Origin of the sequence: Novosphingobium sp. (genome assembly GCF_965214355.1) — a bacterium.
Taxonomy (GTDB): domain Bacteria; phylum Pseudomonadota; class Alphaproteobacteria; order Sphingomonadales; family Sphingomonadaceae; genus Novosphingobium.
This window is the reverse complement of record NZ_CBDCBI010000002.1, coordinates 1,996,710-2,016,062: the sequence shown is the minus strand read 5'-3', so window position 1 is coordinate 2,016,062 and position 19,353 is coordinate 1,996,710. Positions and strand designations below refer to the sequence as shown.

The 19,353-nt window shown below is 63.8% G+C and carries 15 protein-coding genes; 8 read left to right on the top strand and 7 right to left on the bottom strand.

What is annotated here, in order from left to right:
* Nucleotides 1-159: 159 nt before the first annotated feature.
* Nucleotides 160-1,182 carry a DUF475 domain-containing protein gene (locus ACOOE2_RS09615; protein ID WP_420382792.1) on the top strand — a complete coding sequence of 341 codons (1,023 nt, stop codon included), beginning with the start codon at nt 160-162 and terminating at the stop codon, nt 1,180-1,182.
* On the opposite strand, the gene ACOOE2_RS09610 is transcribed toward ACOOE2_RS09615, so the two are convergent.
* The 4 genes from ACOOE2_RS09610 to ACOOE2_RS09595 form a co-directional block, all read right to left on the bottom strand.
* Entirely contained in the window at nt 1,165-2,775 is a 1,611-nt protein-coding gene (locus ACOOE2_RS09610; protein WP_420382791.1) for a tetratricopeptide repeat protein, read from the bottom strand. The two genes, ACOOE2_RS09615 and ACOOE2_RS09610, sit on opposite strands and share 18 nt — an antisense overlap.
* Nucleotides 2,776-2,940: 165 nt before the next feature.
* Nucleotides 2,941-4,332, bottom strand: coding sequence for a PEP-CTERM-box response regulator transcription factor (prsR, locus tag ACOOE2_RS09605; protein ID WP_420382790.1), 1,392 nt, complete (start codon nt 4,330-4,332; stop codon nt 2,941-2,943).
* Nucleotides 4,329-6,419, bottom strand: a complete 2,091-nt coding sequence (prsK, locus tag ACOOE2_RS09600) for an XrtA/PEP-CTERM system histidine kinase PrsK (RefSeq protein ID WP_420382789.1) — start codon at nt 6,417-6,419, stop codon at nt 4,329-4,331. The genes prsR and prsK overlap by 4 nt, the downstream gene beginning before the upstream one ends.
* 34 nt (nt 6,420-6,453) lie before the next feature.
* On the bottom strand, nt 6,454-7,839 hold the full coding sequence (locus ACOOE2_RS09595; protein WP_420382788.1) for a TIGR03013 family XrtA/PEP-CTERM system glycosyltransferase: 1,386 nt from the start codon (nt 7,837-7,839) through the stop codon (nt 6,454-6,456).
* 252 nt (nt 7,840-8,091) lie between these two features.
* Between ACOOE2_RS09595 and ACOOE2_RS09590 the strand changes: the two genes are divergently transcribed.
* Nucleotides 8,092-10,449: a patatin-like protein gene (locus ACOOE2_RS09590; protein ID WP_420382787.1), complete on the top strand. Its 2,358-nt coding sequence runs from the start codon at nt 8,092-8,094 to the stop codon at nt 10,447-10,449.
* 8 nt (nt 10,450-10,457) lie between these two features.
* On the opposite strand, the gene ACOOE2_RS09585 is transcribed toward ACOOE2_RS09590, so the two are convergent.
* The 3 genes from ACOOE2_RS09585 to dnaK form a co-directional block, all read right to left on the bottom strand.
* On the bottom strand, nt 10,458-11,186 hold the full coding sequence (locus ACOOE2_RS09585) for a hypothetical protein (protein WP_420382786.1): 729 nt from the start codon (nt 11,184-11,186) through the stop codon (nt 10,458-10,460).
* A 24-nt stretch (nt 11,187-11,210) separates the two neighbouring features.
* Nucleotides 11,211-12,341 (bottom strand): molecular chaperone DnaJ, encoded by a 1,131-nt coding sequence (gene dnaJ / locus ACOOE2_RS09580; protein ID WP_420382785.1) that lies wholly within the window; start codon nt 12,339-12,341, stop codon nt 11,211-11,213.
* A 93-nt stretch (nt 12,342-12,434) separates the two neighbouring features.
* Complete coding sequence (dnaK, locus tag ACOOE2_RS09575; protein WP_420382784.1) at nt 12,435-14,339, bottom strand: molecular chaperone DnaK; 1,905 nt, start codon at nt 14,337-14,339, stop codon at nt 12,435-12,437.
* Between the two features lie 174 nt (nt 14,340-14,513).
* On the opposite strand from dnaK, the gene ACOOE2_RS09570 reads away from it, so the two are divergent.
* The 6 genes from ACOOE2_RS09570 (at nt 14,514) to ACOOE2_RS09545 (ending at nt 19,285) form a co-directional block, all read left to right on the top strand.
* Entirely contained in the window at nt 14,514-15,023 is a 510-nt protein-coding gene (locus ACOOE2_RS09570) for a copper chaperone PCu(A)C (RefSeq protein ID WP_420382783.1), read from the top strand.
* Nucleotides 15,024-15,164: 141 nt separating this feature from the next.
* Nucleotides 15,165-15,917 carry a Crp/Fnr family transcriptional regulator gene (locus ACOOE2_RS09565; protein ID WP_420382782.1) on the top strand — a complete coding sequence of 251 codons (753 nt, stop codon included), beginning with the start codon at nt 15,165-15,167 and terminating at the stop codon, nt 15,915-15,917.
* A gap of 157 nt (nt 15,918-16,074) precedes the next feature.
* Entirely contained in the window at nt 16,075-16,608 is a 534-nt protein-coding gene (locus ACOOE2_RS09560) for a hemerythrin domain-containing protein (protein WP_420382781.1), read from the top strand.
* 102 nt (nt 16,609-16,710) lie between these two features.
* Nucleotides 16,711-17,283 carry an SRPBCC family protein gene (locus ACOOE2_RS09555; RefSeq protein ID WP_420382780.1) on the top strand — a complete coding sequence of 191 codons (573 nt, stop codon included), beginning with the start codon at nt 16,711-16,713 and terminating at the stop codon, nt 17,281-17,283.
* Nucleotides 17,283-18,488 (top strand): zinc-dependent alcohol dehydrogenase, encoded by a 1,206-nt coding sequence (locus tag ACOOE2_RS09550; protein WP_420382779.1) that lies wholly within the window; start codon nt 17,283-17,285, stop codon nt 18,486-18,488. The genes ACOOE2_RS09555 and ACOOE2_RS09550 overlap by 1 nt, the downstream gene beginning before the upstream one ends.
* A gap of 8 nt (nt 18,489-18,496) precedes the next feature.
* Nucleotides 18,497-19,285 (top strand): SDR family NAD(P)-dependent oxidoreductase, encoded by a 789-nt coding sequence (locus ACOOE2_RS09545; RefSeq protein WP_420382778.1) that lies wholly within the window; start codon nt 18,497-18,499, stop codon nt 19,283-19,285.
* The last annotated feature ends 68 nt before the right edge of the window (nt 19,286-19,353 follow it).

Genomic DNA, 19,353 nt, shown 5'->3' with positions numbered 1-19,353 from the left:
CCGGCGCGCCAACCCCACCCCACAGGTCGCCCCGGACTTGATCCGGGGTCAGGCTTCTTCTTCTCATCGACGTCGCCAAGGCAGCGGGATCCCGGATCAAGTCCGGGACGACGATCGGGTTAAATTCGGCGCGACTGCGTAAATTCCAGGAGATACGATTTGCTGCGCCAATTCACCGGGTCCCTGGTGTTCACCATCATCGCGCTGGTCGCCGCGCTCGCGTACGGCTGGTTCGACACGCATTCCATTGCCGCCACCGCCAGCTTTGCGTGGATCGTTGTCGTGCTGGCGGTGCTCGAAATCTCGTTGTCGTTCGACAATGCGGTCGTCAACGCCGCGGTGCTCGCCGATATGGACGAAGTCTGGCAACGCCGGTTTCTGACCTGGGGCATGGTGATCGCGGTGTTCGGCATGCGCATCGTGTTTCCGCTGGCGATCGTCGCGCTGGCGGCGGGGTTGGGGCCGATCGACGCGCTCACGCTGTCGTTGACGCAGCCGGCGCGGTACGAGGCGATCGTCAGCGGGGCGCATATTCCGATCGCCGGGTTTGGCGGCGCGTTCCTGCTGCTGGTCGGGCTCGATTTCTTTCTCGACAGCGCAAAGACGGTGCACTGGGTCGGCTGGATCGAGCGCGCGCTGGCGGCGCTCGCACCGATCCGCGCGCTGGCCATCGCGATCGTGCTGGCGACGCTGATGCTGGTTTCGCTCGCCCTGCCCCATGCGACCGCCCTGGTGTTTGTCGAGGCGGGGCTTGGCGGGATCATCGCGCATGTCGCGGTCGAGGCAATCGGGACCTTGCTCGAAGCGCAGGAGGCGGCGCGCCGCGCGGCGGGCGCAATGGTGCGCTCGGGGCTCGGCGGGTTCGTCTATCTCAATGTGCTCGACAGTTCGTTCAGTTTCGACGGGGTGATCGGCGCGTTTGCGCTGTCGAACAATATGGTGATCATTGCGCTCGGGCTGTCGGTCGGCGCGATGTTCGTACGCTCGATCACGCTGCTGCTGGTGCGGCACGGCACGCTGAGCGAATATCGCTATCTCGAACACGGCGCGTTCTGGGCGATCATCGCGCTGGGCGCGATCATGCTCGCCTCGGCGCGGATCGCGGTGCCCGAGACCGTTACCGGGCTGGTCGGCGCAGTGCTGATCGGGTTATCGCTGCTGGCGTCACGCCGCGCCGGCTAGACCGCGCGCCAGCATCGCGCGGCGCAGCACCGCCAGGTCGCGGCTGCGCGCCGGATTGCCCGCCCAGCCCGCTGCCAGCAGCGTCATCGCCACTGCGCTTTGCGGGTTTTGCGCCAGATAGCGCGATGTCATGCCGTCGGCATCCCCGCCGCGTCCGACGCTGCGCAAACCGGCATCCATGCGCACCAGCACCGCTTCGTTGAACCGGATCGCGGCGGCCTTGGTGTATTCCGCCAGCGCGCCGCGCGCATCGCCGTGCGCCATATGAACATCGCCCGCCAGCATCCGCGCATCGGCATTGCCCGTGTTCTGGTCGCGCAGTTTGTTCGCCACGCCTTGCGCCGCATCGGCCTGATGGCCCGCAATCAGCGCGCGGATATACGGCACCGCATTGGCCGAGCCTTGCGGATTTTCGGCGTAATGCTGCGCCAGCACCGGCAGCGTGCCATCGCTGGCCAGCGGCACCGCCGCCTGTCGCCGAGTGGTCGCAGCCAGCGTCATCAGTGCCTGCGCCCGCGTGCGGTCCTGCTTCGCGCGATCACCACTTTCGCGCGCGGCCAGGTGCAGCCAGGCCTGCCCGACCAGCGCGGTCAGGTCGGGACCCGCGCGCGATGCCGTGACATCGCCGTCGAACAGATCGGCCAGCCGGCGCCAGTCGCCCTTGGCCGCCAGCGCACGCGCCAGCACCGGGCGCGCGGCGATATTGTCGGGCTGCACGCGCACCAGATGCTCCAGCACTTCGACCGACAGGTCGAAATTGCCCGCGCGGTATTCGAGCACCCCCGACAGCAGCATCGCGGCGGGCATCTCGCGAAACATCGTGCCGGTGCGTTGCAGGATCGATCGCGCGAGATCGGTCTGTCCACTGCGCGCGGCCAGCACCGCCTCCATAAGGCGCGGCCGCTGGCTCTTGGGGTCGACTTCGGCCAGCTTGCGCGCGACGATCAGCATCGCGCGGTATTGCCCCATATCGCCCAGTGTCGAGGCATAGTCATCGAGCAACGCGGGCTGATCGGGATTGGCCTGCAACGCGGCCTCGAACCATGGCAGCGATGCGGCCAGGCCATATTGTTCGCGGATCAGCAGCCCGCGCAGCGCCAGCGCGCCCGGATTGCGCGGATCGAGCGCGACAGCACGGTCCGCCGCCGCAATCGCCAATACCTGCTGCCCGCTGGTAAACCGCAACGAGGCAATCGACACCCACAAATCGGCATCGTTGGGCGCAAAGCGCAGCGCCTGGTCAAACGCGGTCGCAGCTGCCGGCAGGCGCCCTTCGATCAGCGCGATCTGGCCACGGATGCGCCAGCCCAGACCCGCGCCATCGGGCGTAAACCCGCCCGCATCAAGCGCGGCGGTGGCGGCCACCAGATCACCCTTTTTCATCAGCGCCGCCGCCAGCCAGGGCCGCAGCGCATCGTCGGCATGCGTACGCGCCATCGCCTTGCGGATCAGCAGTTCGGCCGCGAGCGGATCCTTGCCGACGATCTCGTCGGCATCGTGGCGCGCGGCAAACACCGCCGGATCGCCGGCACTGACCGCCGAGCCCGCCAGCGCGAGCGCGGCAAAGACGAATTTCCCAAATTTCGGTCTCATGCGGGTGCCCCACCACCCTTCGTCATCCCAGCGAACGCGGGGATCCACGCCCATGGGTCGCAGGAGCGCCCTTGTGTCGTCATCGACGCAACCCCTGAATTCCCGCGTTCGCGGGAATGACATCGGGGACGCGAAGAACGGGCGGACGAGGCATAAAAAGTAGCGTCAATGCTGGAGATCATATTGCTTCAGCAAGTCGTACAATGTCGGCCGGCTGATCCCGAGCAGGCGCGCGGTGTTGCTGATATTGCCTTCGCTGCGCGACAGCGCGTGGCGGATCATCCGCCGGTCGGTCGTCTCGCGCGCGGATTTCAGGTTGAGCGTCTGGTCCTCGGGTTCGGGCTCGCTCAGATCGAGATCGCCCGCCGTCACCAGCCGCCCGTCGGCCATGATCACCGCGCGTTTCAGCCGGTTTTCCAGCTCGCGGACATTGCCCGGCCAGCCCCAGCCATCGATCGCGGCCAGCGCATCGGGGGCAAAACCCTTGACCGCCGGGTTCATTTCCGCCGCATAGCGCGTCAGGAATACGCGCGCGAGCAGCGCCGCATCGCCCGCGCGTTCGGACAGGCCGGGGATGCGGATGACGATTTCGGCGAGGCGATAATACAGATCTTCGCGAAACCGCGCCTCGGCAATCATCGCTTCCAGGTTCTGGTGCGTGGCGCAAACGATCCGCGTATCCACCTCGATCGCGCGGCGCCCGCCGATGCGTTCGATCGTGCGCTCCTGCAGGAACCGCAGCAACTTGACCTGCAACTGCAAGGGAATGTCGCCGACCTCGTCGAGGAACAGCGTGCCGCCGCTGGCCTGTTCGATCTTGCCCTCGGTCATCTTGACCGCGCCGGTAAACGCGCCCTTTTCGTGGCCGAACAGCTCGCTTTCCAGCAGGTTTTCAGGGATCGCGGCGCAATTGATCGCCACGAACGCGCCCCGCGCGCGGCCTGATGCCTCGTGCAGCCCGCGCGCCAGCAATTCCTTGCCGGTGCCGCTTGCGCCCAGCAGCATGACCGACACATTGGTGTTGGCGACGCGCTCGATCGTGCGCGCGACCTTGATCATTTCGGGCGCGGCGGTGATCAGGCGGCCAAGCACGCGATTGTCCTGCGGCGCACGCTGCGCCAGCTGGCGATTTTCGGTTTCCAGCTTTGCCACATGCTGCGCGCGGCGCACGATCAGGCCCAGCGTGTCGATATCGACCGGCTTGGCATAGAAATCGTACGCGCCGTGCTGGATCGCGCGCTGCGCGGATTCGCGCGCGCCATGGCCCGATGCGACGATGACCTTGGTATCGGGCTTCAGCGCCATGATCTCGTCGAGCACGGCAAACCCTTCGCTCACCCCGTCGGGATCCGGCGGCAGGCCAAGATCGAGCGTGACGACCGCCGGCTCTTCCGAACGCAACAGCGCAATCGCAGTCTGGCGATCGCCGGCGACGAACACTTCGAAATCCTCATAGGCCCATTTCAACTGCGCCTGCAGGCCCGGATCGTCCTCGACGATAAGCAGCTTTGGCAGCGACTTTGCCTGGTGGGCGGCCGATTGCTGGATCGAGCTCATGATGCTGCTTTCAAAGCTGGTAACAGGTCAGGAACGTCGAGCGCGGGCGCCAGCGGCAGGCGCACGGTAAACCGGCTGCCCAGTCCTTCACGGCTTTCGACATCGATCCGGCCGCGCATCGCGGTGATCAGTTCGCGCGCCTCGAACGCGCCGATCCCGAACCCGCCGGGCTTGGTCGATACGAACGGGGTAAACAGGCGGTTGCGCACGAAATCGGCGCTCATGCCCGATCCGCTGTCGACCACTTCGACCACACCCCAGGCCCCTTCGTGGTCGCGGTACAGCCGCGTGCCCAGAAACACGCCCAGCGCGGTGTCGGTGGCGTCGAGCGCGTTCTGCACCAGATGGCTGAGCACCTGGTCCAGCGTCTCGCGCGAAGCCAGCACGCGGCACGGTTCGATATCGATCGCAAAGACCTGTTCGCGCCCGATCGCCACGTTGCACCGCGCGGCCACGGTGCGCACGACGTCGCCCAGATCGACCGGTTCGATGACCGGCACGGCCCCTGCGCCATAGCGCGACAGGCGTGCGATCAGTGCATTGAGCTTGTCCGCCGAATTGCGCAGGGTCACCAGCATATCGCCGCGAAACGCCGGATTGTCGGCATGGCGCTCGGCATTGCGCGCCAGCAGCGCCAGCTGGCTCGCCAGGTTCTTGATATCGTGCATCACGAACGCGATGCGACGATTGAATTCGTCAAACCGGCTCGCTTCGAGCAAAGCCGCGTGGCTCGTCTGTTCGGCCAGGAAACTCGCCAGTTGCTGCCCCACGACACCCAGCAGATCGAAATCTTCCCAGTCGAGCTCTCGCGCCAGCGCCGGGCGGCCAAGCACGACCAGGCCGACCAGGCGCTCGAAATGGAGCAGCGGCACCAGCACCCAGACTGCCTGTTCCTCGATCATCCACGCGGGCATCAAGGCGGCTTCGCCGGCGTGATCGGTTCCTTTGCGCACCTGGTCGAGATCGACGATAAACCCGGTGCGTTCCAGAAACGCGAGCGCGCGCGGGTCCATCGCAGTCGCCGGAAGTTCCATCGTCGGCCACTGCCACTGCGCGGCAAGCACCAGCGTTCCGCCTTCGCCGGGCACCAGCAGCAGCCCGCGTGCGCTGTCTGTAATATCGGCGACCGCCTGGATCACGCGCGCATGCAGCGGCAGGGAATTGGCATCGACCCGCCCGATCGTCCGGGCAAAGCGCAGCCATTCGGCGCGGTAGTCATAGCGATGCTGAAAGAAATGCTTGGCCAGCACCACATTGAGCCAGCGTCGCAACCGCGCCGAGGGCACCAGCGAGATGATCACCACGGTGGTAACGAAGGCAAAGCCCAGTTGCACCAGCTCGCTGGCATTGCCGCCGGCCCACGCGACCGACTGCGCCGCGCCGACCATCACGATCAGATAGATGCCGATGACCAGCAGCACGAGCGATTGAAACGCCACCGTGCGCGACGGCGACAGTCGCAGCGAGCCGCCGGTGCGTGCGGCAATGCCGATCATCACCACCGCCACGCCCTGCGCCAGCGCGCGCAGCGCAACCAGCTCGTCAGGCACCATATGGCCAAGATACGCTATCGTGTAATAATTGAGATCATAGCCCCACAGCACCGCCAGCGCGAGGCAGTTCCACCGCACCGCGCCGCGTTGCCCCGCCACCGCGCCGACATACAGGTTGTGCACCAGCACCAGCGCGCCGGTCGTCATCAACAGGTGAAACAGATCGGACAACTGCCCGATCATCGTCACGGCCGCGGGAATATCGGCAAAGCGCACAACCAGCACGACCAGCGCCAGCTGAAAGGTTTCGACCAGCGCCAGCACCGCCAGCACCGGGCGCACCGGGCTGACCGTTTCATCGCGATGGTCGCGCGCAAACAGCCTGAGCACGACCAGCAGCCACGCCAGATTGCGCGCCACCTCGCCCAGCGTCGCCACCACACTCTGCGCGCCGGAGACCGAACACAGCAGGCACCACAACGCGGTCAGCGCAACCGCTGCGACATCTGCGTGGCCACTGCCCTTGCCGCGGCGCCGACGCTCGATCAGCCAGACGACCAGCAGCATCGCGACAAATGCCGCGACCATATCCATCCAGCGGCCTGTGGAAACCCAGGTGATCATTGGCTCAGCGCGCGCCCTCGTTCCATAGCACGACCCGCACGGTTTGCAGCAGGATCAAAAGGTCGAGGAACGGGGTGTAGTTCTTGGCGTAATACAGATCGTATTCGAGCTTGTGGCGCGAATCCTCGATCGAAGCACCATAGGGATAATTGACTTGCGCCCAGCCGGTGATGCCTGGCTTGACCATATGGCGCTCGGCATAGAACGGCAGCTTTTCCTCAAGGTCGGACACGAATTCGGGGCGTTCGGGGCGGGGCCCGACAAAGCTCATTTCGCCCTTGAGCACGGTCCATGCCTGCGGCAGTTCGTCGATGCGCAATTTGCGGATGATCTTGCCGATGCGCGTGACGCGCGGGTCGGACTTGGCCGCCCATTGCGCGCCGCCCGCCTCGGCATCGAGGCGCATCGAGCGCAACTTGATCAGCGAGAAATCCTGCCCATACAAGCCCACGCGCACTTGGCGGAAAAACGCCGGACCCTTGCTGTCCAGCTTGACCAGGATCGCAAACACGATGATCAGCGGCAGTGCCAGCACGAGCAAAGCCAGGCTGGCGACGATATCGAACATGCGCTTGATCGCGCTCGACACCATCTGCCCCGATGAAAACCCGTCGGAAAAGATCAGCCAGCTGGGATTGACCGTATCGAGATCGACGCGGCCGGTTTCGCGTTCCAGAAACGTCGAGAAGTCGTTGACGTGAACCCCGGTGGTCTTGATCCGCAACAGATCCTTCAGCGGCAGCGCATTGCGCCGTTCCTCCAGCGCCAGCACGACTTCGCTCACGCCCAGATTGTCGACATAGCGCGTCAGGTTGGCGATCGCATCGCGGTGGATCGCCTCCTCGATGACCGGCGGCGCCGCGCTCATCCCGACGTAGCCGACGATGACAAAGCCCGCCTCGGGCCGATCGCCCAGCTTGCGCAACCGGTCCGCGCGCGCGCCCGCGCCCAGCACCAGAATGCGGCGGCGAAACGGCGCGGTGCCAAGCAGTCCGCTGAGCAGGAAGCGGATCGACAGCAGCAGCGCGATTGCGATGAACATCGCGTAGAACAGATTGGACCGCCACAATGTGTGCGACGGCAGCATGAAATAGACCGCCGACAGCGCAATGATGCCCAGGCTGATCGCGACCAGCAGCCGCGCGCCGGCATAGCGCATCGACCGCAGCGCGTCGGAGCCATAGACGCCGACCGCAACCATCGCGGTCTGCACGAGGCCCGCAAAGATCAGCAGCGGCACCCAGCGTTCATGAATATCGCCGACGGTGATCCCCAGTTGCCACGCGCGCACGATCCAGCCTAGCTCGCCCGCTGTGACCAGCAGCACGAAGTCGAACAGCGCGAGCAACAGCACGGCATTGGGGATATAGTGTTTGAACAGGCGGATCATCGTCGCGGATGCCCTTTGCAGTCCGGTGTCGGGATTTTCGTGTACGCCCATAAGCGTAAAGCGTCGGTAAATTTGACAGTGGCGACCGATGCATTGCGTGTCGTGAGTGCTGGAATTGCGGCTGTTTTTTCGCTCGGCCACCGGCTTTGTCGGTGCGATTTACACTATCGGCCACCCGTCGCGCAGGCAAACCTGCGCAACGTCACCGACTAGGCACTGGCCATCGGCCGCCCGATCGTGCAAAATGCCGCAATGCGGGAAAAAGAATTGCGGGTCGCGCTGGTCTGTTCCGGCGGGATCAGCCTGGCGGTCACGATGCATGGCGTGACCAAGGAAATCTGGCACGCCACGCGCGCGAGCCGCGCCTGGCGCGCGGGTGAAGCGGTGCCTGCGGGCGTGGCCGGCGTCTACGCCGCGATGCTCGATACGATCGGTCAGTCGCGCGCGCTCGCGCTGCGGTTCGTGCCCGACATCGTCTCGGGGGCAAGCGCGGGCGGGATCAATGCGGTGTTTCTGGCGCAAGCCCTGATTACCGGACAAAGCCTCGACGGCCTTACCACCCTATGGCTGAAATGCGCCGACAGCGACGTACTGATCGCGCCCGAAGCACGGCCCTGGGGGCGGCTGGCCAAGATCTGGGCTTGGCCAGTGGTGTGGCTGGCGTTGCGCGCGCCCGATGCCGGGCTTGACGATCCGCGTCTGTCGCGCGCCACCCGCGCCGAAGTGCGCGCCAAAGTGTCGCGCCTGATCCGCGCGCGCTGGTTCAGGCCGCCGTTCAGCGGCCTGGGCTTTTCGCGCTTGCTCGCCGATGCGCTGACGGCGATGGAGGTGCGCGACGAAGACACCACCGATGGCGCGCTGTTGCCGCCGGGACATCCGCTCGACCTGGTGGTAACCGTCACCGATCTGGCCGGGCACCGCACCGCGCTGGTGCTGAACAGCCCCCCGCTGGTCGAAGAAACCGAACACCGCCTGACGATCGGGTTTCATGTCACGACCGATACAGGCGCAAAACTGGCACCGCTGGCCGAACTGGTGCTGGCCGCACGCGCGACCGCCAGCTTCCCCGGCGCGTTTCCGCCACTCAATGTTCGCGAAATCGACGCGCTGGCCCAGGAACGCGGCTGGCCATGGCCGGGCCGTGACCTTTTTCTCAAACGGATCATGCCCGAACGCTGGCGCGAAGGCAGCATGCATGACGCCGCGCTGATCGATGGCGCGGTGCTGAACAACCGTCCGTTTGCCGAAGCGATGACCGCCTTGCGCGATCGCCCGGCGCGGCGCGAAGTCGACCGCCGGTTCGTGTTCATCGAGCCCAATCCCGCGCTGCCGATCCCTATCGCGCCCACGCAGGTGCGGCCAAAGCCGCCCGGGTTTTTCGCCACGATCTTTGCCGCGCTGTCGACGATCCCGCGCGAGCAGCCGATCCGCGACAACCTCGACACCATCACCCACCAGTCGCGCGAACGCGAGCGCCTGCGCGCACTCGTCGAAACGCTGCGCCCCGATATCGAGGCGCAAGTGGCGCGGTTGTTCGGCCACACGCTGTGGTTCGAATCGCCGAGCCGCGCACGACTGACAGCATGGCGCGCCCGGGCACAGCAGGCCGCAGAAGCCGCCGCCGGCTTTGCCTATCACGCCTATGCGCGCGTCAAATTTGACGCGATCATCGCCGATCTGGCCATCACCATCTGCTCCGCTGCGCCCGATGCGGGGCCCGCAAATCGCATCGCCCAGGTGCTCACGGCGCATCTGGCGCAGAACGGGCGGGACCGGATGATCACCGACAGGGGCCGCGCAACGCCCGAATCGATCGCGTTCTTCCGCACTCACGACATCGGCTACCGCATCCGCCGGTTGAAACTGCTCGCGCGGCGCCTGACCGAAGGCTGGGCCGAAGAAGAGCCGGGCGCCCGGTCCGGCCGCGAAGCCGCGCGCACGATCGTCTATCAGGCGCAGGCGCTGTACCAGTCGCGCGAAACCGCACGCGGGCTTGGGCCGGGCTTTGCAGATTCGGCGCAGGTCGTGCTGGCCGATCCGGGCGCCGTGCTGTCCGCGATCGCCGCGCGGCGCGACCTTGCCACGATCGACGTCGAAGTCGATGCGATGATGGTCGATGCACTCCACGTGCTCGACCGCACTTTGCGCCGACGGTTCCTGCACGCCTATCTCGGGTTCGTCTGGTACGACACCGCGATGCTGCCGCTGTCGCACAGCAGTATCGGAGCGGGCGGCGGCGAAGGCAACGGTCTGGGAGAATTCGACCCGATCAAGGTCGACCGGATCTCGCCCGAAGACGCGCGCTCGATCCGCAGCGGGGGTACGGCGGCGTGCCTGAAGGGCGTGGGGTTCTACAACTTCGGCGCGTTCTTCAGCCGCGCGTACCGCGAAAACGACTACCTGTGGGGCCGGCTGCATGGCGCCGAACGCGTGATCGACATCATCGCGTCATCGGTCGAACCGGCTTTGGACCAGGCAGTGATCGCAAGGTTCAAGCGTGATGCGTTTCTGGCGATACTGGAAGAGGAAGAGCCGCGTTTGATAAGCGATCCGACGCTGGTGCCGGGGATCAGGGCAGAGGTGGAACAAGCCTTTGCGATCGAAGCCTGATCCAGGTCCTATTTCAATTCGACGTCGCTTGCATTCACATCGAAATTCGCTCCGCCGTGCCCGTCCGCGATGAAATGAACGGGAACGGCCACGTCATGCCCACATTCCTGAAAATGCCATTTCTCTTTCCAATCCCCGCGGAACCGCACCCCGTAAATGTCCGGACCGAGACCACCATCCATCGTGATTTCCCTCGGCCCGACGATCAGAGTCCCGCCGCAGGTTTTTATGTCTATCTTGGCTTTGGTGAGAGCCCCCGCCATTCCGCCCACTACGGCGTTCATGGCGTCCTTGCTGATCGAAAATCCGGCGTGGGTCGTGCCCCGCGAAAAACCGATTGGACGGTATACCGCCCGTCCGGCACTGTCGTCGGCAAACCGGATGACAAGGTAATTGGCAGATCCGACCGGACAACCAGTCATCGTTGCACGAACAGTCCATGCGTTTACCATCTTGCTGTTGCGTATCGCAATCCACACACCGGCATCGGCTGTCGCTGGCTTGATATCCGAAACCGCAATCGACGCAGGAATGCAGACCTGCGAATTCTTTTGCTGGCCTCTCTCGAAACCGTCTTTCAGCAAGCTTGCAATCGCATCGGGCGACGGCGCAGCAATTCGCGCATTTACATCTCTGAGAAACGCCAGGGATTCTGCTGATTGCCCATACGAGGGTGCGGCGACGAACACGATTGCCGTCGCCAGAGCCAATCCCGAATATCTGCCAAGCCTGATCATGTCTTATCTCCGGCGCAAGCCCCGCTATTCAGTCAAATCGTTCCACGCGTCCTTGATCCGGTTGAAAAAGCCCTTCGACTGCGGGCATTCGTCCCCGGTCTCGCTGCCCTGAAATTCGCGCAGCAATTCCTTCTGCCGCGCAGACATTTTCGTCGGGGTCTCGACCTGGATTTCGACCACCAGATCGCCCTGCCCGCGCCCCTGCAGCACCGGCATGCCCGCGCCGCGCTTGCGCAATTGCTTGCCCGACTGGATACCCGCCGGAATGTCGATCGCGTTGCGCGAGCCATCGAGCCCCGGCAATTCGATCGTGCCGCCCAGCGCCGCCATCGTGAAACTGATCGGCGCGCGGGTCATCAATGTGGTGCCATCGCGTTCGAACACGGCATGGCGCGCGACATGCAGGAAAATATACAAATCCCCCGCTGGCGACCCATTCGGACCCGCTTCGCCCTTGCCCGACAGGCGAATGCGCGTGCCATTGTCGACGCCCGGCGGGACCTGCACCTCCAGGCGCTGCGGCGTGTCGACCCGGCCCTCGCCGCGACAGGCACGGCACGGGCTTTCGATCACTTCGCCGCGGCCGTGGCACGTCGGGCATGCCCGCTCGACCATGAAGAAGCCCTGCTGCGAGCGCACTTTACCCTGCCCGTTGCAGGTGTTGCAACGCCGCGCCTTGGTTCCGGGCGTAGCGCCCGACCCGGCGCAGGGCTCGCATGTCTGAGACACTTCGACGGCGATCTCGGTGGTCTTGCCGTGGTAGGCGTCTTCCAGCGAAATTTCCATGTCATAGCGCAGATCGGCGCCGCGCCGCGCCTGTTGCCGGCCACCGCCGCCGCCAAACGCATTGCCGAAAATCGTCTCGAAAATATCGCCCAGATCGCCAAATTCGGCACCTTGTCCGCCGGCATTTCCGCCACCGCCCTGTTGAAACGCGGCATGGCCAAACCGGTCATAGGCCGCGCGTTTCTGCGGGTCCGACAGACAGGCATAGGCATGGCTGATCTGCTTGAACTTTGCTTCAGCCTCGGCATCGCCGGGATTCTTGTCGGGGTGAAAGCGCATCGCCAGCCGGCGATACGAGGACTTGATAATCTTGTCGTCCGCGGTGCGTTCGACTTCCAGCAATTCGTAAAAATCGATCTCGGCCGACATCGCGTGGGTTCCCGGTCATAGTATGCGGCCCGCCGTTCGCTGCTGAAGCATACGAACGGCGGGCCGAATTCAAGTCAGACTTATGCCCGAATATCAGGCCTTGTCGTCAACTTCCGAGAACTCGGCATCGACCACGTCGTCGGCCTTCGGATGCTCGGCACCCGGCGACGCGGCGCCAGCCTGTTCCTTTTCGTAGATCGCCTGGCCCAGCTTCATCGCCTTTTCGGTCAGGGCCTGCGATTTGGCATTGATCGCGTCGGTATCGCCGCTTTCGATCGCCGCCTTGGCTTCGGTTACCGCCGCCTGGATTTCTTCCTTCAGCGCCGGCTCGACTTTGTCGCCATGTTCTTCCAGCTGACGCTCGGTCGCATGGACCAGGCTGTCGGCATTGTTGCGCGCTTCAGCGGATTCACGGCGCTTCTTGTCCTCGGCTGCGAACTTTTCCGCATCACGGACCATCTGGTCGATGTCGTTGTCCGACAAACCGCCAGATGCCTGAATGCGGATCTGCTGCTCCTTGCCCGTGCCCTTGTCCTTGGCCGACACATTGACGATGCCGTTGGCATCGATGTCGAAGGCAACCTCGATCTGCGGCACGCCGCGACGTGCAGCCGGAATGCCGACCAGATCGAACTGGCCGAGGATCTTGTTGTCCCCCGCCATTTCGCGCTCGCCCTGGAACACGCGGATCGTCACGGCCTGCTGATTGTCTTCGGCAGTCGAGAACACTTGCGCTTTCTTGGTCGGGATCGTCGTGTTGCGATCGATCATCCGGGTCATGACACCGCCCAGCGTTTCGATGCCCAGCGACAATGGCGTCACGTCGAGCAGCAGCACGTCCTTGACATCACCCTGCAACACGCCCGCCTGGATCGCCGCGCCCATGGCGACAACTTCGTCGGGGTTCACGCCGGTGTGCGGTTCCTTGCCAAAGAACTCCTTCACGACTTCGCGCACGCGCGGCATGCGGGTCATACCGCCCACCAGCACGACTTCATCGATGTCCTTGGCGGTCAGGCCGGCATCGGCAATCGCCTTGCGGCAGGGTTCCAGCGTGCGTTCGATCAGCTTGCTGACCATCTTTTCCAGATCGGACCGTGTCACCGTTTCCACCAGATGCAGCGGTGTGGTTGCGCCGCCTTCCATGCGGGCGGTGATGAACGGCAGGTTGACTTCCGTGGTCTGCGCCGAAGACAGCTCGATCTTGGCCTTTTCCGATGCTTCCTTCAGACGCTGCAATGCCAGCTTGTCGGTCCTGAGATCGAGGCCTTCGCGCGCCTTGAATTTGTCGGCGAGATATTCGACCATCACGTTGTCGAAATCTTCGCCGCCCAGGAACGTGTCGCCGTTGGTCGATTTCACTTCGAACACGCCGTCGCCGATCTCCAGCACCGAGATATCGAACGTACCGCCGCCAAGGTCATAGACCGCGATCGTCTTGCCGTCCTGCTTGTCGAGGCCATAGGCCAGCGCTGCCGCAGTCGGCTCGTTGATGATGCGCAGCACTTCAAGGCCCGCAATCTGCCCGGCATCCTTGGTCGCCTGGCGCTGTGCGTCGTTGAAGTACGCCGGAACGGTGATAACCGCCTGCGTGACGGTCTCGCCCAGATAGCTCTCGGCGGTTTCCTTCATTTTCTGCAGGATATAGGCCGAGATCTGCGACGGGCTGTAATCCGTACCGCCCGCATTGACCCAGGCATCGCCGTTCTTGCCCTTGGTGATCCCATAGGGAACCAGGCCCGCATCCTTCTGCGTCATCGGGTCTTCGAACCGGCGGCCGATCAGGCGCTTCACCGCAAAAATCGTGTTGTCGGGATTGGTCACGGCCTGGCGCTTGGCCGGCTGACCGATCAGGCGTTCGCCATCCTTGGTAAACGCCACGATCGACGGCGTCGTGCGCGCGCCTTCGGAATTTTCGATGACCTTTGGCGTGCCGCCATCCATCACCGCGATGCAGCTGTTGGTCGTACCAAGATCAATACCGATTACTTTAGCCATTGTTTCCCACTTCCTTGATCATTCGCGACACCGCGCCTTTGGGTCGTCCCCCTGCCGGGCAAACGACCGTCTCGCAGCTCAGATGCGCCGGATATAGGTGCCATTTGCATTGGCACAAGGGTTGTTAGAGCGTAGATGACGCCACCTTCGAAATACAATCGAGAAAGCCTGCCGATGCCCGTTTCCGCCCGTCTTGTTGCGTTTGTTTCAGTCCTGTTGCTGGCAGGGTGTTCGAAAGCGCCCGATAGCCAGAGCGCGCCGACCGGTGATGCCGGCCCGCAAACCGAAGCAAGTGTGGCCACCACCGCGCCGATCGCGCTGTCGAACGCCAGCGTGCAACTGCCCGCCGTACCCGGCCGACCTGCGGTCGCGTATTTCACCCTTACCGCCGGCCCCGGCGCCCACGGCGCGCTGGTATCGGTCAAGGTCGCCCATTTTGCGCGCGCCGAACTGCACGAAAGCAGGATGGAAGGCGGCGCGATGACGATGAGTCCGGTCGAGAGCTTGCCGATCACACCGGGCAAAGCGATCGTGTTCGCGCCCGGCGGCCTCCACGTCATGCTGTTCGATGGCGACGGCGCGATCAAACCCGGCGATTCCGCCGCGCTGACCGCCACATTGGATGATGGCCGCACATTGACCGCGCAGGCTGCCGTCATCGCGCAAGGCGCCGGCGCGATGTGACATCACGCCATCGCCCGGCCGCGCATGTCCGGCCCGTTCCGCGATGGTCATTTTTGTTCGCCGTCACGCAACGGTCCACCCTGTCGGGCGTTATGGTTGCCAGGCAACCTCGATGCTCGTCAGGGACGGACCCGCACACCCATGCTTACCGAACGTTTCCTCAGGCACAGACGCGGCGCCCGGCTCGAGCCCGAGGAACGTGCCAGGCTGGAAGAAGCGATCAGCGAGGTGCGCCAGATCGGCCCCAGAACCACGATCGTCCACGCCGGCGATCCGCTCGACTACAGCACATTGCTGCTCGACGGCTTCCTGTCGCGGTACATCGATGACCGGGAAGGCCTGCGCCAGCTGGTCGCGGTGCATGTGCCCGGCGATTTCGTCGATCTGCATGCCTTCCCGCTCAAGGTGCTGGATCATGATGTCGCGACCATGACCGCCGCATCGATCGCCATCGTGCCGCACGCCGAATTGAACACGATCGTTCACGACATGCCGGGCATCGTCCAGAAATTGTGGTTTTCGACATTGATCGATGCCGCGATCTATCGGGCCTGGCTGTTTCGCCTGGGTCGGCTCGATGCGGTGGGGCGGGTCGCGCATTTCCTGTGCGAGATCAACACCCGGCTGGTGTCGGCGGGGTTGAGCGACGGCTCCCGCTTTGCGCTTGGCATCACGCAGGCCGACCTCGCCGAAATCTGCGGCCTGACGACGGTGCACGTCAATCGCGTGCTGCGCCACCTGCGGCAGGAACGCCTGTGTGTGTTTCGCTCGTCGCGAGTCGAAATTGCCGATCCTGAAAGACTGGCGCTGCGGGCGCAGTTCGATCCGGCGTACCTTTATATCGACGCCGCGCCGGCCATCGCCAGTTCCGCACGCGAACTGGTATCCGCCTGACCCGACCGGGTCGGGCCACCATGGCGCTGCGGCCGGAGCACCGAAATCCGCAATCGTATTGATGCAGGTTAACATCGCGCCGCGACGACGGCACTTCCGTCACGATCGCCCATTGCTCCCATCAGGCTTCATTCCCCGACAGCCCCGGAGACGTCCTGTGATCGAACCCAAAGCCAAAGCGAAGACCGCAGCCAAGCCTGGCAAGCCTGCCTCGAAGACAGGCCGCAAGACAGCGCGTGCAGCGGCCAAGCCGATCGATGCGATCAAGCTGCTCAAGGATGACCACAAAGAGGTAAAGACCTGGTTCAAGCAGTATGAAAGCTTGGAAGACGACGCGGAAAAGCAGGCCCTGGCCGACAAGATCTGCCTGGCGCTGACCGTTCACACCCAGATCGAGGAAGAGATCTATTATCCCGCGACGCGCGAAGCGATCGACGATGACGATCTGCTGGACGAGGCCGAAGTCGAACATGCCAGCGCCAAGCAGCTGATTGCCGAAATCAAGGCGATGAAGGCCGGCGATCGGCTGTTCGATGCCAAAGTGACCGTGCTGGGCGAATACATCAACCATCACGTCGAGGAAGAAGAGAGCGAGATGTTCCCCGAAAGCCGGGATTCCGATCTCGATCTCAAGGCGCTCGGTGCCGAAATGGCGGCGCGCAAGGAAGAACTGATGAAGCAAGCCGCCTGAATAAACCGCGCATAAATTACCGAATACGGGCTTTTCGTCCGTATTCGGCGATTTTATCGTTCGGGCAGATTTTTCCCTATTGCAGTCATGTGGAGTATCACCATGACCCAAGAAGACAGCGCACCCGCCACCACGGCCAAGCAGCATGAGGGCATTGCCCCGGGCCTGGCCGACCTGAACGCGCCTGACGATTTCGCCCTCGTCGGAAAATCGGTGACGATCAACCGGCCGCGTGCGGAGCTTTATGCGTTCTGGCGCGATTTTTCCCGCCTTCCCGACGTCATGGACAATGTCGAGCGGATCGAGATGGTCTCCGCCACGCGCTCGCACTGGGTGGTCCGCGCCCCCGGCGGCCGGAGCGTCGAATGGGATGCCGATATAACCGAAGACCGTGATGGCGAATTGATCGCCTGGGCATCGGTCGAAGGCGCCGACATCCGCAATTCGGGCCGGATCGAATTTCGCGATGCCGGCGCGCGCGGCACGATCGTGACCGCGACCATCGCCTATGACCCGCCCGGCGGCGTCATCGGCCAGATCATCGCCAAACTGTTCCAGCGCGAGCCTGCCATCCAGACCCGGCGAGACTTGCGCCGATTCAAACAGCTGATGGAAACGGGCGAAATTGCAACCAACGCCCGGACCGTCAAACAACTGGAAGCGGAGAAAGCCTGATGCGCGCGCTCACCTGGCACGGCAAACATGACGTGCGTGTCGACACCGTCGACGATCCCGAGATCCTCAATCCCCGCGATGCGATCATCAAGATCACCTCGACCGCGATCTGCGGGTCGGACCTGCATCTTTACGACGGGTACATCCCGACGATGAAAGCCGGCGATATTCTCGGCCATGAATTCATGGGCGAAGTCGTCGAGGTCGGCCCCAAATCAACGCTTAAAAAAGGCGAGCGCGTCGTCGTGCCGTTCACGATCGCCTGCGGCAGTTGCTATCATTGTGGCAAGCACCAGTATTCCGCCTGCGACAACGGCAACCCCGCCGACAACCAGGATATCGGCCAGGCGCTGTACGGTCAGCCAATGTCGGGCCTGTTCGGATACAGCCACCTGACCGGCGGCTATGCCGGTGGCCAGGCGGAATATGTGCGCGTGCCCTATTCCGATGTCGGCCCGATCGTCATCCCCGACGGGATGAACGACGATGATGTGCTGTTCCTGTCCGACATTCTGCCGACCGGATGGCAGGCTGCGGAAAACGCCGGGATCGAACCGGGTGATACCGTCGCCGTCTGGGGTTGCGGGCCGGTCGGGCTGTTTGCGGTGCAATCGGCGTTCCTGCTGGGCGCGCAGCGCGTGATCGCGATCGACCATTTTCCGCACCGGCTGGAACTGGCGGCAAAATTCGGCGCGGAAACGATCAATTTCAAGGTGTCGAAGACGTACGAGGCGCTGATGGAGATGACCGGCGGCATAGGACCCGACGCGGTGATCGATGCCGTAGGCCTCGAAGCGCATGGGCTCTTTGTCGACAATGTGATCGACCAGATCAAGGCTTCGACGTTCCTCGGCACCGATCGCACGCATTCGATCCGCCAGGCGATCCTGGCCTGTCGCAAGGGCGGACGCGTATCGATGCCCGCCGTCTATGGCGGGTTTGTCGATAAATTCCCGCTCGGCGCGTTCATGGAAAAAGGCCTGACGCTGAAAACCGGCCAGACCAGTGTCCAGCATTACATGCCGGCGCTGCTGGCCGCGATCATGGACAAGAAGATCGATACGACGTTCCTGATCAGCCACCGGCTGTCGCTCGAGGAAGCGCCGCAAGGCTACAAGATGTTCCATGACCATCAGAACGAAGTCACCAAAGTCGTGCTCAAGCCCGGGCAGGCACCCAGCCTGTCCACCACCCCTGCCCGATAGGATTTATCATGGCTGAAAAATTTGCAATCATCACCGGCGCTTCGACCGGCATCGGTTTTGAACTGGCCACGCTGGCGGCCCAGAATGGCTACGACCTGCTGGTCGTGGCGGATGAAGCGCTGATCAATGCCGCCGCCGCCGATTTCGAACAGTTCGACGTCAACGTACAATCGATCGAGGCCGACCTGTCCACGACCGAAGGCGTCGAGGCGTTGCTGGCCGCGACGCAGGGGCGCAAGATCGACGTGCTGTGCGCCAACGCCGGGCGCGGCCTGGGCCGGGGCTTTCTCGATCAGGATGTCGCCGAATGGCGCCGCGTGATCGATACCAACATCACCGGAACGCTGTATCTGCTGCAATCCGTGCTCAAGGACATGGTGCATCGCAATGAGGGCAAGGTGCTGATCACCGGCTCCATCGCGGGTTTCATCCCCGGCAGTTTCCAGGCCGTCTACAACGCGTCGAAAGCTTTCGTGGACAGTTTTGCCGATGCCATCCGCAACGAGCTGAAAGACAGCAACGGCGTTTCGATCACCACGTTGATGCCGGGCCCTGTCGAAACCGAATTCTTTGCGCGTGCCGACATGCTCGACACCAGTGTGGGCGCGGCGGACAACAAGAGCGATCCCGCCGATGTCGCGCGCGATGGGTGGAATGCGCTGATGAAGGGCGAGGCGCACATTGTCTCGGGATGGAAGAACAAGATCCAGGCCACGGTCGCGCATGTGACCCCGGCGTCGATCCTGGCCGAAGAACACCGCAAGATGGCCGAGCCCGGAACGGCCGCAAAAGACTGAGACCTTTACGGTTTCGCGATCCAGAGCCCCCCCGCGCTTGCCGAGCGGGGGGTGCTCTATCCGGCGCA